General features: G+C 62.8%; 15 protein-coding genes. 9 read left to right on the forward strand and 6 right to left on the reverse strand.

Annotated elements, in window-relative coordinates:
* Positions 1-2 precede the first annotated feature (2 nt).
* Positions 3-473 carry a (2Fe-2S)-binding protein gene (locus tag NKJ89_RS29785; RefSeq protein WP_352607776.1) on the reverse strand — a complete coding sequence of 157 codons (471 nt, stop codon included), beginning with the start codon at positions 471-473 and terminating at the stop codon, positions 3-5.
* 321 nt (positions 474-794) lie between these two features.
* On the opposite strand from NKJ89_RS29785, the gene NKJ89_RS29790 reads away from it, so the two are divergent.
* From NKJ89_RS29790 to NKJ89_RS29800, 3 genes are all read left to right on the forward strand, one after another.
* On the forward strand, positions 795-1,514 hold the full coding sequence (locus NKJ89_RS29790; protein ID WP_352607778.1) for a response regulator: 720 nt from the start codon (positions 795-797) through the stop codon (positions 1,512-1,514).
* Positions 1,511-2,992, forward strand: coding sequence for an ATP-binding protein (locus tag NKJ89_RS29795; RefSeq protein WP_352607780.1), 1,482 nt, complete (start codon positions 1,511-1,513; stop codon positions 2,990-2,992). The genes NKJ89_RS29790 and NKJ89_RS29795 overlap by 4 nt, the downstream gene beginning before the upstream one ends.
* Positions 2,993-3,264: 272 nt before the next feature.
* Positions 3,265-3,639: a c-type cytochrome gene (locus tag NKJ89_RS29800; RefSeq protein WP_352607782.1), complete on the forward strand. Its 375-nt coding sequence runs from the start codon at positions 3,265-3,267 to the stop codon at positions 3,637-3,639.
* Between the two features lie 423 nt (positions 3,640-4,062).
* Here NKJ89_RS29800 and NKJ89_RS29805 read toward each other — a convergent pair whose 3' ends face one another.
* A complete protein-coding gene (locus NKJ89_RS29805; RefSeq protein ID WP_352607784.1) occupies positions 4,063-4,653 on the reverse strand; it encodes a hypothetical protein in 591 nt (196 codons plus the stop codon).
* A 56-nt stretch (positions 4,654-4,709) separates the two neighbouring features.
* The gene (locus NKJ89_RS29810; protein WP_352607786.1) at positions 4,710-4,913 is read right to left on the reverse strand and encodes a hypothetical protein; all 204 of its coding nucleotides are present in this window, start codon (positions 4,911-4,913) and stop codon (positions 4,710-4,712) included.
* Positions 4,914-4,934: 21 nt separating this feature from the next.
* Between NKJ89_RS29810 and NKJ89_RS29815 the strand changes: the two genes are divergently transcribed.
* On the forward strand, positions 4,935-5,150 hold the full coding sequence (locus NKJ89_RS29815) for a hypothetical protein (protein WP_352607788.1): 216 nt from the start codon (positions 4,935-4,937) through the stop codon (positions 5,148-5,150).
* Positions 5,151-5,299: 149 nt separating this feature from the next.
* Here NKJ89_RS29815 and NKJ89_RS29820 read toward each other — a convergent pair whose 3' ends face one another.
* The 3 genes from NKJ89_RS29820 to NKJ89_RS29830 all read right to left on the reverse strand — a co-directional run bounded on the left by NKJ89_RS29820 (position 5,300) and on the right by NKJ89_RS29830 (position 8,850).
* On the reverse strand, positions 5,300-5,503 hold the full coding sequence (locus tag NKJ89_RS29820) for a hypothetical protein (protein WP_352607790.1): 204 nt from the start codon (positions 5,501-5,503) through the stop codon (positions 5,300-5,302).
* 398 nt (positions 5,504-5,901) lie between these two features.
* Entirely contained in the window at positions 5,902-8,490 is a 2,589-nt protein-coding gene (locus NKJ89_RS29825) for an EAL domain-containing protein (RefSeq protein WP_352607792.1), read from the reverse strand.
* 225 nt (positions 8,491-8,715) lie between these two features.
* Entirely contained in the window at positions 8,716-8,850 is a 135-nt protein-coding gene (locus NKJ89_RS29830; protein ID WP_352607794.1) for a hypothetical protein, read from the reverse strand.
* A 224-nt stretch (positions 8,851-9,074) separates the two neighbouring features.
* On the opposite strand from NKJ89_RS29830, the gene NKJ89_RS29835 reads away from it, so the two are divergent.
* Genes NKJ89_RS29835 through NKJ89_RS29855 form a run of 5 tightly spaced genes read left to right on the forward strand, consistent with a single transcriptional unit; the run spans position 9,075 to position 14,436 of the window.
* Entirely contained in the window at positions 9,075-9,818 is a 744-nt protein-coding gene (locus NKJ89_RS29835) for a FadR/GntR family transcriptional regulator (protein ID WP_352607796.1), read from the forward strand.
* A complete protein-coding gene (locus tag NKJ89_RS29840) occupies positions 9,815-11,542 on the forward strand; it encodes an IlvD/Edd family dehydratase (RefSeq protein WP_352607798.1) in 1,728 nt (575 codons plus the stop codon). The genes NKJ89_RS29835 and NKJ89_RS29840 overlap by 4 nt, the downstream gene beginning before the upstream one ends.
* Before the next feature lie 11 nt (positions 11,543-11,553).
* Positions 11,554-12,330: an SDR family NAD(P)-dependent oxidoreductase gene (locus NKJ89_RS29845; protein ID WP_352607800.1), complete on the forward strand. Its 777-nt coding sequence runs from the start codon at positions 11,554-11,556 to the stop codon at positions 12,328-12,330.
* A 32-nt stretch (positions 12,331-12,362) separates the two neighbouring features.
* Entirely contained in the window at positions 12,363-13,358 is a 996-nt protein-coding gene (araD1, locus tag NKJ89_RS29850; protein WP_352607802.1) for an AraD1 family protein, read from the forward strand.
* A gap of 52 nt (positions 13,359-13,410) precedes the next feature.
* Positions 13,411-14,436 carry an ABC transporter substrate-binding protein gene (locus NKJ89_RS29855; RefSeq protein ID WP_352607804.1) on the forward strand — a complete coding sequence of 342 codons (1,026 nt, stop codon included), beginning with the start codon at positions 13,411-13,413 and terminating at the stop codon, positions 14,434-14,436.
* Positions 14,437-14,501 lie beyond the last annotated feature (65 nt).

Below are 14,501 nucleotides of genomic sequence, written 5' to 3' on the forward strand. Positions count from 1 at the left end.
CCTCAACCGCGTTGCGTGGCTTGGCCGTCATTGGCGGCAAGCTTGATCGCGGCGCGCACCCGGTTGTAGGTGCCGCAGCGGCAGATGTTGGTGATCTCGCCGTTGATGTCCTCGTCCGTGGGGTTCGAGTTCTGCATGAGCAACCCCGCCGCAGCCATGATCATGCCGGCCTGGCAATAGCCGCATTGCGGCACATCGAGCGCCAGCCATGCCTGCTGGACCGGATGCGAACTGTCAGGTGAAAGCCCCTCGATAGTGGTGATTTGCTGATCCGGCCCGACCGCGCTCACCGGAAGCACGCAGGAGCGCGTGGCGACGCCGTCTATATGGACGGTGCAGGCTCCACAGGCGGCAACCCCGCAGCCGTACTTCGTCCCGGTAAGTCCGATCTGCTCGCGAATCACCCACAGCAACGGCGTTTCCGGATCGACCTCGATGTCCCTTGGCGTGCCGTTGACGATCAATCTGGCCATTGTGCAATCCTTTCGATCAAAGGCTGGCGAGGACTGCCGTCCGAATGCCACGCGGCATGACCCGGCGGCAGAGACTGGAAGTCCCGGCTAGCGACGAGGCCAAAATTAGCCAGGACCTGTCGCAGAACCTTGTCCCGTTGAACGGCAGTTCATAGCAAGCTGTCGCAGGCGAGGCATTCTGTTACACTTCGTTACACTTCTCACGGTTTGTTGATGTCGCGCGAGTTGCCGCCATGATGCGAAAGGTGATCATCCGTGTAGACGCAAACTAGATATCGTCGATACTGACCGACTATTTGGTAGCGGCTTTTGGAGCATTGCATGGAAGGGGCGCAGCACATCGCGGTCGTCGACGACCACAGGGACATCCGCGACCTTGTCGGGAAATACCTCACCCAGCAGGGTTATCGCGTTAGCGTCGCCGACAGCACGGCCGCGCTCAAGCGGCTGCTCGACCGCAGCCTGCCCGATCTCATCGTCCTCGACGTCATGATGCCTGGCGAGGATGGCATTGCCGCCTGCCGTCACGTGCGCGGGACGGTCGACGTTCCGATCATCTTCCTCACCGCCATGGCCGAGGAGATCGACCGGATCGTGGGCCTTGAGATCGGGGCCGACGATTACGTGACCAAGCCGTTCAATCCGCGGGAACTGCTGGCGCGGATCAAAGCCGTACTCAGGCGCGTCAACAGCCTGCCGCCGCAGCGCGGCCGGCTCAAGTCGAACGCACTTCGGTTCGACCGCTGGACGCTGAATGCCGGCCGCCGCGAGCTGGTTGGGCTCGACGGCGTGGCGGTCGCGCTCAGCACGGCTGAATTCCGCCTTCTCACCGCCTTCATCGAGCACGTCGGAATCGTGCTTAGCCGGGATCAGCTGCTTGACCTCACGGTCGGGCGCACCGCCGACGGCTTCGATCGGGCCGTCGACAACCAGGTGAGCCGGCTGCGCAAGAAGATCGAGGCGGATCCGAAGAGTCCGATGCTGATCAAGACCCACTGGGGCGGCGGCTACTGCTTCACCGCCGAGGTGGCCCAGGCATGACGCTGTTGTGGAGACGCAGCCTGGCGGCCCGCTTCCTCATCCTAGTACTGCTTGCGCTCGCCTTGTCGCAGGCGATCACCTTCCTGATCTCATGGGACGAGCGCGGCCAGGCCCTGCACGCGGCGGCCAAGGGCGAGTTCGTTAGCCGCACGTCCTCGCTTGCGCTTCTGCTTGACACGACGCCGCCCTCGCTTCGGCCCGATATACTCAACGTCAGCGGCACCGCCTATACGCGTTTCTGGACCTCGGACGACGGACCGAACAATCCCCTCGCCTGGCAACAGGAGGCCCTGACAGAGCTCGCCAAGCCGTTGCCCGGGATTGCCGGCAAGTATGCCGCCTACATGAACGGACAGGCCTCGACCGCCGTCGATGCCGCCGATCCTTCCGTCCCGCCGCGCATGGTGGATTTGTCCGGCAGTGGCCAACCCTTCTCGCGGCCGGCCAAGTTTATTTATATGGACGCCGCCCCAAACGGCATGGGCCTTTCGGTCCGCCTCGATGACAGCACTTGGCTGAATGCGGCCTACGCCAAGGCAATGCCGAACGCCTTCTGGATGACGCAATCGGCGATATCGCTGGCGCTCACCGCGCTCATCCTGTCCGCCATAGCGATTTTCGGGGCACAGGCAATCGCCCGTCCGCTGCGACGGCTCGCCAATGCCGCTGAACTGTTCGGCCGCGGCGAGGCCGTGCCGCGGCTACCGGAATCAGGGCCGGATGATATCCGCCAGACCGCCGAGGCGTTCAATCGCATGCAGGAGCGCCTGCAGCGCTTCGTCGAGGACCGCACGCGCATGCTGGCGGCGATCAGCCACGACCTGCGTACGCCGCTGACCTCGCTCCGGCTGCGCGCGGAGTTTGTCCAGGATCACGAACTTCAGGAAAAGATGCTGAAGACCATCGAGGAGATCCAGACGATGACGGAAGCGGCGCTCGCATTCGCGCGCGAGGACGCCACGGTAGAGGAGACGCGAACCGTCGATCTTTCGGCGCTGGTCGGCAGCCTCTGCGACGATCTCGCTGAGCTCGGCCAAGACATCACCGTCGCCGATGGACCCAAGGTGCTGTACCGCGGCCGGCCAGACTCCCTGCGCAGGGCGATCCGCAACCTCGTCGAGAATGCCGTCCGCTACGGCGAACAGGCAAGGGTGAGCCTGGTCCGGAGTGCCGACAGTCTGGACATCGTCGTCGAGGACGCAGGACCCGGCATTCCGCCAGGCAACATGGAACAGGTGTTCGCTCCCTTCTTCCGCATGGAGCAGTCGCGCAACCGGGAGACCGGCGGCGTCGGGCTCGGCCTATCAATCGCCCGCGCCATCGCCCGTCACCACGGCGGCGATATCGTGCTGGAGAACCGGAGCGGGGGCCTTCGCGCTGTCATCAGGCTACCGCTCATCGACATGGCCAAGCACCTTGCCCCGGCGCCGGTGCCTGAGACGAACCCTCCGACCGGACTACGATCCTTGCCGGCTTGACCGAAACCCGTCCCGCGATCAGGACTGCCGCGCTACCGCGCCACGATTGGATCATCCCCGTCGAAACAAAGGACAAGTTACCGCCTGCATCCTCTCCTTCCCTGCCCAGCCACCGCTGTTGCTGTCGAGCGGCTGGTCCTGCCGGAAGCCTCCGGCCCGCAGCAAAACTCCTCCCCTCAACATTTCGCAGAGGCCATCCGATGAACCAATCACAAGCCAAGACACACAGCCCCCCTATGTCCGCTGGCGTTGCAACTGTGGCGACGTCCATCATGCGAGCGCGCGCATCCCTGGCTACGCTGTTGGCCGCCGGCCTGCTGTTGCCTGCCGCCGCTTCCGCGCAGCAGGCCGACGGCGAGCGGCTGTTCCGGCAGCGCTGCGGGGCGTGCCACAGTATGGAGCCTGGCCAGAACAGGGCCGGTCCGCATCTGTCTGGCGTCATCGGCCGCCTGGCCGGCAGCATCGAGGGAGCACGCTATTCAGCCGCGTTGCGAGAGTCGAACATCGTCTGGGACAGTTCGTCGCTCGACACCTTCCTCACAGCGCCGCGTCAGATGGTGCCTGGCACCCAAATGACTGTCGGCGTTTCCAATGCCGCCCAGCGCGCGGCGATCATCACCTATTTGGAAGGCGCCGGTGTGAAATGACATAGCGTGCCGCCCAACGCCATACGAGCGGCGGCCCAGCTCATGCATACCGATCGAGCCCGGCGAGGCGCGCATCTCAAGGCACTACCATGATCTTCAGTGTCTCATTGGGGGTGATGTCGGGCGCAAGGCGATCCGGCAGAACCACAGCGTCCAGGTCGTCACGGCGGCCACGCTCGTTGCGATGCTGGCCAAGGCCCATAATGACGGTTCACTCGAAAAGCAGCTGACGACCCTGTCGCGGGCGATGGCGAACTGAAGCCGGATACCGGCGCCGAGACGTTGTGCGATTACGACGCCACGCTGATGCCGCGCCCTTTCCGTCCAAGGCCGTGATGGCGTGCCGAAAAAGCGGAACGATCTTGTCATGCAGGCACTGGACGCAAGCCTATCGAAAGCGTCCTGGGGTTCGGGCTGTAACCTTTACTTGCCGGATTTCTCGTCGGCTTTCTTGGGAGTGACCGTCGCAGTCGGCGGGTCAGGCGGTCGGGTGAGGACAGCTTTCGGCGGCTCCGGGTCGGTTGCTGGCGCTTCCGGTCCCGCCTTGCCGAGCGCGACCGACATGCCGAACACCTTCCATTGCCGGTCGACGGGCGCAAACAGCAGCTCGAAATTGACCTGCATCGGCACCGAGGGAAAGAAACCGGCCATGTGCAACATGCCGTTGGGCTCGATTTGCGGCAACAATGTCAGTTGCGGCTCCAGCACCGCGACGCCGCCGAGGTCGATACCGTCTTTGCGGTGGCCTGCGAAGATCTCGGCCAGCTTGGCCGCATTGTTGGCCTGGAAGCCCGGCGCGCCGAGATCGCGCAGCACCGTGTAATTCCCGGTTTTGTTGGCGTGGTCGAGCGCCAGCAGCGAGCCGCGCACCAGGATCAGCACGCCATTGCGATCGACGTTGGCTTGCTTCGACGCTTGCGGCCTGACGGATTTCTGGGTCTTCGACGTTTGCGCCAGGGCAGGCAGGCCAAGCGCCGGAACGGCCGTCGTCAGCACCAAGGCTGCCAGCAACATTCTTCCCGCCGGCCGCATTCTCGCACCCCAACCTTTCCTGTCACGCCGGGCGACCGTCAGAACTCACCCTGCAAGCCGAAACGCAGCGCGTGGCTGTCGCTGCCGCCGTAGGAATATCCAAGGCTGACCGCGAACGGCTCGTCGAACAGGTCAAGCCGGTGCGTGAGCGAGCCGCCGAATGCCGTCTCGCCCTTGAAATGACCTAAATTCGTCGCCCAACTCGTGCGGCCCGGCGCCGACGGCATCGGCGCGTTCGCCATGGCAATCGCGGCGGCGATGCCTTGACGCGCTTCCTTGCGTGTTTCGCCAAGCTCGCTGCTCAGATCGCCGAGGCCGCCCTCCAGCGCGTCGACGCGGCCATCGAGCGAGGCGATGTTGGTCTCGTTGATCGTGGTGCGGCTGTCGAGACTGGAGATCTGCGCAGTGTGCAGGTTGAGCTAAAATGTTTCCCGACCCTGCTCACCTCGGCGAGTTCAGGGAGAACAGCGATTAATTAAGCGATTGCTAACTTTTATTCAAAGCCATTTGGCCAGATGGTCGTTCGCAAAGCCGCGGCCCGATTCGAAAGACGGCACCTAAGATGCCAGTGAGGGCGCCGCCCATCACGTCGGTGACATGGAACCAACAGGGAGCAATAGGGGAAAGGTCAGGGGGTTTCGGATGTTTCGGACGGTTCGTCTTGTCCTTTCTGATCAAGCACAGCAAGGAGTGCCCCAATGGCGCCAGGTAGGTGCGCCTCGACCTTCAAATCTAACACCTTGTGGAGGAAATGACGGGTCTCATCGGACGCAATCATGCGCCGAACAGCGTGCGCAGCCGACATCTGCCCTGATTGATAACGCTCGGCCATGATTGGAACTATCCCACTCCAGAGCGCCAAACTCGTTCAGGACAGAATGGTTCCAATCAAGGGTCACCTCGGGCGCCCTTCGCTTCAGATCAATGGCGTTCAACTCACCCCTGCTCAGTGTAGCTTCTCGATTGGTCATAGCACTTCCCTTCCACGGGATCCGGTGATTGCGCCATGGCCGCTTTCGCCTCAGCGGTTGGTTCAGCCAGCCTTACTTTGGTCAAAACGGTCGCAGCCATTAGGCGATCGAGGTTCGCTCTGGTCCGCTGAGCTATCGGCTGAATGTGTGCGGATATGAAAGGCGCGGCCAAGAAGTGATTGGCTTCACGGCGTGTCGCTTTGCGGCAGCCATCCGGGAGACGGCCGGGACTGCATCATGGCGATCAATTCGCTTCCGGCTAAGCGGAGGAAGGCGCATTCCTGAAACGCCGGCCAGCGGAGGACTGCGCTCTGTTGCGCCCGCCGGTCGCGTCGGGTGCAGTCTCGATGATCTCGCCCGCCACCACAGCGCGCACCCGCTCCAGCATCCTGGGAATATCCCGGGCAGGCAGCGGGCGGCTGAGCAGGAAGCCCTGCGCCTCCGTGCAGCCTTCTCGTCGGACGCGGTCGAGCTGCTCCACCGTCTCAACCCCTTCGGCGGTGGTCCGCATTCCGAGGCTGTTGCCTAGACCCGTGATGGCTCGGATGATGGCAACAGAACTGTCGATGCCCCCCACGTCCGTGATTAAGGATTGGTCGATCTTGATCTTGTCGAACGGGAACGAGCGCAGGTAGCTCAAGCTCGAATATCCGGTACCGAAATCGTCCATCGCGATGTGCACGCCCAGCATATGAATCTGCTGCAGCATCGCCAGCGTCGCCTGGGTGTTGGCCAGCAGCACCGTTTCGGTAATTTCAAGCTCGAGCTGGTTCGGGGGCAGTCCCGAGACATCGAGCGCCTCGACAATTGCCGAGAGCAGGCGCGAGTTGCGAAACTGCATGGGCGACAGATTGACGGCGACCTTGATGCCATCGGGCCAGCGTGCCGCATCCAGACAGGCTTGCTTGACCACCCATTCCCCGACCGGGACGATCAGGCCAATCTCCTCGGCCAGGGGAATGAACTCGGCTGGGGAGACAATGCCGCGTCTCGGGTGATGCCAGCGAAGCAGCGCCTCGAAGCAGCTAACCTCGCCACGGCCGATATTGAGGAGCGGTTGGTAGTAGATCTCGAATTGCCCGCGATCCAGCGCTTCGCGCAGATCGAGTTCGAGAAATCGCCGCGCCTGCATGCGGGCATCCATTTGCGACTCGAAGAACCTATACGTCCTGCGTCCCTCGGCCTTTGCCCGATAGAGCGCCATGTCGCCGTTCTTGAGCAACTGGTCGGTGTTCCTGCTGTCGTTGGGCGCAATCGATATGCCGACGCTGACGCTGATCACGACCCCATGACCGTCGACTACATAAGGCGCGCTGAGCGCATCGATGACCCGTTGCGCGAGGGCGGTTGCCTCGACCGGTTGACCTGCCTCCCTTTGAATGATCACGAACTCGTCGCCCCCAAGCCTGGCCACTGTGTCATCATCGCGGACCAGCCGCCTCAGCCTGGAGGCAACCTCCTTCAGAAGGGCGTCGCCGGCCGAATGCCCCAGCGTGTCGTTGACCATCTTGAAATGATCGAGATCAAGGCAAAGGAAGGCGACTTTGCCATCTCTGCGTCCCATCTCGGCGAGGGCTTCCTCGGCGCGTTCGCGGAACAATATGCGGTTTGGAAGGTCGGTAAGCCCGTCATGGCGTGCCATGTGAGAGATGCGGGCCTCGTTGCGGCGCAAGTCGGTCACGTCGTGATGGGTGGCGAGCCACCCGCCGCCCGGCAGTGGTTGGTGGATGAGGTCGATGGTCCGTCCATCATTGAACTCCACCAAGCTCTCCACGCGCTCAGCGCGGTCGATGGTCTCAGAGAGTTGTTGCAGATACTTTCCCGGGTCTTGGCCAACGTACAGCCCCGCCGAAATTCGGTACTGCATCAGATCGGCCCATTGCGTGCCTGGACGAGTCAGGGCCTCCGGTAGGTTGTAGAGATCAGCGTAACTCTGGTTGCAAAGAACCAGCTGTCGCCCGGCATCGAACATGCATAGGCCCACGGGCATGTTGGCGGCGGCGGCTGCCAGGTGCTGCCGTTCCTGTTCGGCCTCGCGGGCCAAGGCGTCACTGCGCTCCAGGCTGGCACGGTAGCCGGCAAACGCCGAGAACAATAGCCCAACCTCGTCGCGCCGATCGCTTTTCAGCGCAACGAGGGTTGAGCGGCGGTCGCCTTGCGTCAACCGGTGCATCGCCTCGCTCGCGGCGAGGATCGGCTTGCTGACATTGTGGTGAATCCAGGCGACAAGCCCGCCAAGACACGCGGCCGCAAAAACAATCGCTATCCAGGTCAGCCGCTGTGCGACGCTGTAGCTGCGATCGGCCATCGCTGCGACAGCAGTGCTGCGCTGGTTGGTGAGGGCCAGCAGGCCGTCCAGTCGCTGAGCCGCCTCGGCAACAATTGGAAGCGACACTGTCTCGAATTCTTTAAAGGCCCTCGATCGCTCTCCTGTTTCCAGGAGCGGGAAAATCGACGTCAGGGAATCTTCATAGGCCGTCCACAGATAGACAAACTGGTCGAACAGGTCCTGCTCGGCCAGCGATCCGGCACTCCTGCGGTAGGCTCGCCGACCTCGGAGTATCTCATCGCTCTCCTTCGCCATCTTGTCATTGATGCCGAGCAATTGTTGAGTATCGTCAGTGCGCATGCGCAGGGTCGCATAGAGCTGGTGTTCCGCCAGGTTGCGCTTCATCTCCTCCACGACCTGGACCTGCGGCAACCAAACCGCGGTGATCTCGCTTGTGACTTCGTTGAGAGATCGCAGCTGCGCGACTCCAAATAGCCCTACTGCCACAATGCACAGCAACGCCAAACCAAAGCCCAGCGAAAGCTTGGTCCTAACGCTAACGCCCTTCAGGTGGTTCATGTAAAACACTGGCACAATACGGCCAATCCCGCCCCACGTACGCCAATTCAACGAGAATTTAGGAGTGAATTCCTTTAATGTCGCACATGACGTATTAATTCGGGCTTAAGACGGTACTTTGTGCAATTTGCAGCCTCCTCTTAGGTGGCGGCGGGAAGACCTGCCGGCGGCCGCAACTTCTCACGCTCGGCGTGGCACTGCGGCAGGCGAGTTTCGACGCGGGCATCACGCCCGCCAACTTTCAATGCCCGTATCATCGCGCTTCGCTTTTTCTTTGGCACCGACCTGCGGCCGCGAGGACATGAAGCGGCATATGCAATTCCGTCGGCAACCGCGGAAGTTGCCGGTGGTCTTGAGCATCGAGGAGGTTTCCAACCTGCTGATGGCGGCCCCGGGCCCGGGCCTGAAGTATCGCGCGGCACTCAGCATCTCTTATTGGGTCGGCTAAGGGCTTCAGAGAATGGATTCTTTGTCATCGGCCCTCCTCGCCCCTTGACTCCAATTCTCACGCCTATAAGACATATCTTATGAATAGTATGAAGAATAAGAAATCTTTCAGCACCGCGCGCACGTCAAGAGTCACGGTGGCGGTTTCCAGCGGCTCGACGGCGCTGCATGCGACGGTCGTCGAGCAGATCGGGCTGCGCATCGTGCAGGGCGACTTCCTGCCCGGCGAGGCACTGCCCAACGCCGACGATTCCAGCCAGATGCTGGGGGTCAGCCGCACCGTGCTGCGCGAGGCGATCAAGGTGCTGGCCGGCAAGGGGCTTGTCGAATCGCGGCCGAAGACCGGCACAAGGGTGCGTCCCCGCGCCGACTGGAATTTTCTCGATCCGGACGTTCTGTCGTGGCGCTATGCCAGCGGCGTCAGTGCCGAGGACGTCCGGGCGCTGTTTGAGCTTCGGCGAGCCATCGAGCCGATGTCGGCCGCGCTTGCCGCCAAGCGCGCCACACCGGCGCAGCTTGCCGAGATCAATGCCGCGCTGGCCGAAATGGAAGCCGTGGTCGAAGACGGCGACCGCTTCGCCAAACCTGATCTTTTGTTCCATCAGACCATTCTGCGCATGACCGGCAACGAGTTGATCGGCTCGCTGGCGGCCCTGGTCGAAACCGCATTGGTGATGAGCTTTCGCCTCTCCAACGACAATCCGGAAGGGCAGCGCCATTCTTTACCGCTGCACCGGGAAGTGGCCGAAAAGATCGCATCCGGAGATGCGGCCGGCGCGCAAAATGCGCTGCTGGTGCTCATCGACAATGCCGAGGAAGACGTGCGCCGCAGCGTCGAGAACCGCAACAGGCGCCGTCAGGATCGGGAACAGACATCGTGACCGAGACCAAGCGCAAGCTGCGATCCGAGGCCTGGTTCGGCGGTGAGGGCAAGAACGCCTTCATGCACCGCAGCTGGATGAAGAACCAGGGCATCCCCGCCGACGCTTTTGACGGCCGCCCAGTGATCGGCATCTGCAACACCTGGTCGGAGCTGACCCCCTGCAATGCCCATCTCCGCGGCCTGGCAGATCACGTCAAGCGTGGGGTCTATGAAGCCGGCGGCCTGCCGCTGGAGTTCCCGGTGATGTCGCTGGGCGAGAGCAACATGCGCCCCACCGCCATGCTGTTTCGCAATCTGGTCAGTATGGATGTCGAGGAATCCATCCGCGGCAATCCGATCGACGGCGTCATCCTGCTGGTCGGTTGCGACAAGACCACGCCCGCACTGCTGATGGGCGCTGCGTCGTGCAATCTGCCGACCATCGCCGTTTCCGGCGGGCCGATGCTCAACGGCAAGTTCCGCGGACAGGATATCGGCTCGGGCACCCATGTCTGGAAATTCGCCGAGGAAGTGAAGGCCGGCCGCATGCCGGTCGCCGACTTCCTCGCCGCGGAGCAGGGACAAAGCCGGTCGGCGGGCAGTTGCATGACGATGGGCACGGCTTCGACCATGGCCAGCATGGTCGAAGCGCTCGGCATCGGCATGCCGGACAATGCCGCGATCCCGGCGGTGGATTCGCGTCGCGGCGTGCTCGCGCAGATGGCCGGACGCCAGATCGTTGATCTGGTTCGCAGGGATGTGACGATTGCGCAGATCCTCACCAGGCAAGCGTTCGAGAACGCCATTCGCGTCAACGGCGCGATCGGTGGCTCGACCAATGCGGTGTTGCATCTGATCGCCATCGCCAACCGGGTCGGTGTCGATCTCAGTCTCGATGACTGGGACCGCCTTGGTCGCGGCGTTCCGACCATTGTCGACCTGATGCCGTCGGGCCGGTTCCTGATGGAAGACTTCTACTACGCCGGGGGGCTGGCTGCGGTCATGGCGTCGCTTGATCAGGTGGGGCTTCTTAATCGCGACGCCACGACCGTCTGCGACAAGACGATCGGCGAGTTGATCGACGGCGCGCCCAACTACAACCGCGAGGTGATCCGGCCTCTGAGCCAGCCGCTGACCAAGGAGGGCGGCATCTCCATTCTGCGCGGCAATCTGGCGCCCAATGGCGCGGTCATCAAGCCGTCGGCGGCAACGCCCGAGCTGATGCAGCATCGCGGCAAGGCGGTGGTGTTCGAGAATATCGAGCACTACTACGCCCGCATCGACGATCCGGAGCTGGATATCGACGCCTCCTCGGTGATGGTGCTGAAGAATTGCGGGCCGCGCGGTTATCCCGGAATGGCCGAGGTCGGCAACATGCCCCTGCCGGCGAAGCTGCTCAAGCTGGGCATCTCCGACATGGTGCGCATTTCGGACGCGCGCATGAGCGGCACGGCCTACGGCACCGTGGTGCTGCATGTGGCGCCGGAAGCAGCCGCAGGTGGCGCGCTGGCGCTAGTGCGCGACGGTGACCTCATCGAGCTCGATGTCGCCGGCCGCCGGCTGGAGCTTTTGGTATCGGACGAAGAGCTCGCAATCCGCCGGCGTGATTGGAAGCCGCCGGCGCCGCCGGAAGGCGGCTACCAGAGCCTCTATGTCGAGCGCGTCCTACAAGCAGACAAGGGCTGCGATTTCGACTTTCTCGTCGGCCGGCGCGATGCCGGCATTCCTCGGCATTCGCACTAGAGAGGCGCGCGATGACGGATGAAATCGGCTACGCGGTCTATCCAAGCCTTAAGGGCCGCAGTGTCTTCATAACCGGCGGCGGCAGCGGCATCGGCGAAAGCCTGGTGCGCCATTTCTGCGCGCAAGGCAGCCGTGTTGCCTTTGTCGATCTGGCCGAGGAACCGTCCCGGAGCCTGGTCGACGCGATCGCAGCCGAGGGACATCGCGCGCCACTGTTCATTCCCTGCGACTTGCGCAACGTCGAAGAGTTGCAGGCAGCCACGGTGCAGGCGATGCGGCACAACGGCCCCATCCAGGCGCTGTGCAACAATGCCGGCAATGACGACCGTCACCAGACCAAGGACGTGACGGTTGCCTATTGGGACGACCGCATGGCGGTCAATCTGCGCCACCAGTTCTTCGCCGCGCAGGCTGTGCGTGCACAGATGAGCACGCTTGGCGGCGGCTCGATCATCAATTTCGGCTCCATCACCTGGATGGTCGGCGATCCGGATTGCCCGGCCTATGTCACCGCCAAAGCCGCCGTTTACGGCATGACGCGGGCGCTGGCCCGCGAACTCGGCCCCGAGCGCATCCGCGTCAACTGCATGGTGCCGGGCTGGGTGATGACAGAGCGCCAGATGCGGCTGTGGCTGAACCCGGCCGGCGAACGGCAGATCGCTGAAAGGCAGTGCCTGCCCGATCGGCTGCAGCCGTCCGATATCGCGCGCATGGCGCTGTTCCTCGCCGCCGACGACAGCCGCATGTGCACAAGCCAGCAGTTCATCGTCGATGCGGGCTGGGTGTGACCGGTACCGCTTCAAAGGAAGAAGGTTAGTTCATGCGTCTTGTTCAGTTCAAAATGGCCGACGGCAGCAGACGGGTTGGCCGTGTCTCCGATGACGGCAATCATCTGCACCCGCTGGAAAAGACCAGCACCATGCTGGAACTGGCCGAAGCGGCGATCGCCGAGGGCGCGTCCATCGCCTCGCTGGTCGAGAAGCGGACCGGCACGGTGAAAATCGATTACGACCAGCTGTTGCGCGATGGCCAGGTGCTGGCCCCGGTCGACCATCCGGAGCCGGCGCGCTTCCTGGTCACCGGCACGGGCCTGACCCATACGGGAAGTGCGGCCGCACGCGACAAGATGCATGTGCTGACCCATGGCGAGGATGCGGAGGAATCGGATTCGCTGAAGATCTTTCGCATGGGCCTGGACGGCGGCAAGCCCGCCGCCGGGCAGATCGGAATCCAGCCCGAATGGTTCTTCAAGGGCGTCGGCACCTGTGTCGTGCCGCCAGGTGCGCCGCTGCCGATGCCGGCCTTCGCGCGCGCCGGGGCCGAAGAAGCCGAAATCGTCGGCCTCTATCTCAATGGGCCGGATGGCCGCCCCTACCGCATCGGCTATGCGCTCGGAAACGAATATTCCGACCATGTCACGGAAGCCGAGAATTACCTCTATCTCGCCCATTCCAAGCTGCGCTCCTGCTCGATCGGGCCGGAGCTGCTGATCGGCGACCTGCCCGACGAAGTGCGCGGCCATTCCCGCATCCTGCGCGACGGCACCGTCATCTGGGAGCAGTTCCTGTCGGGCGAGGCGCACATGTCGCATTCGATCGCCAATCTAGAACACTTCCATTTCCGCTACCCGATGCACCGCAGGGCGGGCGACCTGCATGCCTATTTCTTCGGCGCGGCGGTGATGAGCTACGCCTCCGGCGTCGAGACGGCTTCCGGCGACGAATATGAAATCCAGGCACAGACATTCGGCAAGCCACTGCGCAACCGGATGGTGTCGGTGCCGGACGAGGGACTGGTCGCGGTCACCCAGCTGTGACGGCGAAAGTCCGGAAATAGCGGTCCACCAGAACGACAATGGGAGATTGAAAATGGGACTGAAAAAACTGTTTCTAAGACTAGCGACAATCGGGGTCGGCATCGGCCTGATGACATCGGCGGCGCTTGCCGCGAACCTGCGGGTTCTGGCCTGGGACGGCTATGCCGATCCCGATTGGGTCAAGGACTTCACCGCCGCGACCGGCATCGGCGTCGATGTCGTCTTCATCGGCAGCGATGATGAGATCTGGGCCAAGATCAAGGGCAGCGAAGGCCAGGATTTTGACGTCTTCGCCGTCAACACCGCCCAGTTGCAGCGTTACATCAAGGCCGACCTGGTGTCGCCAATCGACGTGACGAAGCTGCCTAACCAGAAGGAAGTGTTGCCGCGCTTCCGTGATCTGTCTCAAGTCAGCGGCGACACCAAGGACGGCAAGGTCTACGGCATTCCGTTCTGCTTCGATTCCATCGGGCTGATCTACGACACCGACAAGGTCAAGCCGGCGCCGACCTCGATGTCGGTTCTGTGGGACCCGGCCTACAAGGGCAAGGTGCTGGCCTACGACAATGGCGAGCACAATTTCTCGTTCACCGCACTGACGCTCGGCTACAAGGATCCGTTCAATCTCAATGAGGAGCAGATGGCGGCGGTCAAGGCCAAGCTGGTTGAGCTCAAGCGCAACGTGCTTAGCTTCTATACCACCGCCGACGAGGCGCAGCAGATCTACCAGAACAATGACGTGGCCCTGATCTGGGCCAATTACGGCCAGCAGCAGGTCAAGGCGCTGCAGAAGATCGGCGCCCATGTCGCCTACGTCAATCCAAGCGAGGGCGCGCTCGCCTGGCTCGACAACTGGGTCATTTCCAAGGGCGTCCGCGACAATGCGGCGGCCGAGAAATGGATCGATTTCATGCTGAGCAAGAAGGTCAGCGGCGCGCTTTCCGAGCGCACCGGCTTCGGCAACACCGTGGTCGAGTCGAGCAGCGCCGGCGGCAACGATAAGCTGGTCTGGCTCAACAATGTCGAGGACCCGCTCAAGCGGTCGGACATGTGGAATGAGGTCAAGGCGACGCCTTGATCTTCTCCAGCAATACTTCGAAGGATCCGGCGGTCCGGAGGTTCCGGACCGCCGAAGCGTATGCG

It is taken from the genome of Mesorhizobium sp. M0047 (assembly GCF_040323315.1).
Lineage (GTDB): Bacteria > Pseudomonadota > Alphaproteobacteria > Rhizobiales > Rhizobiaceae > Mesorhizobium.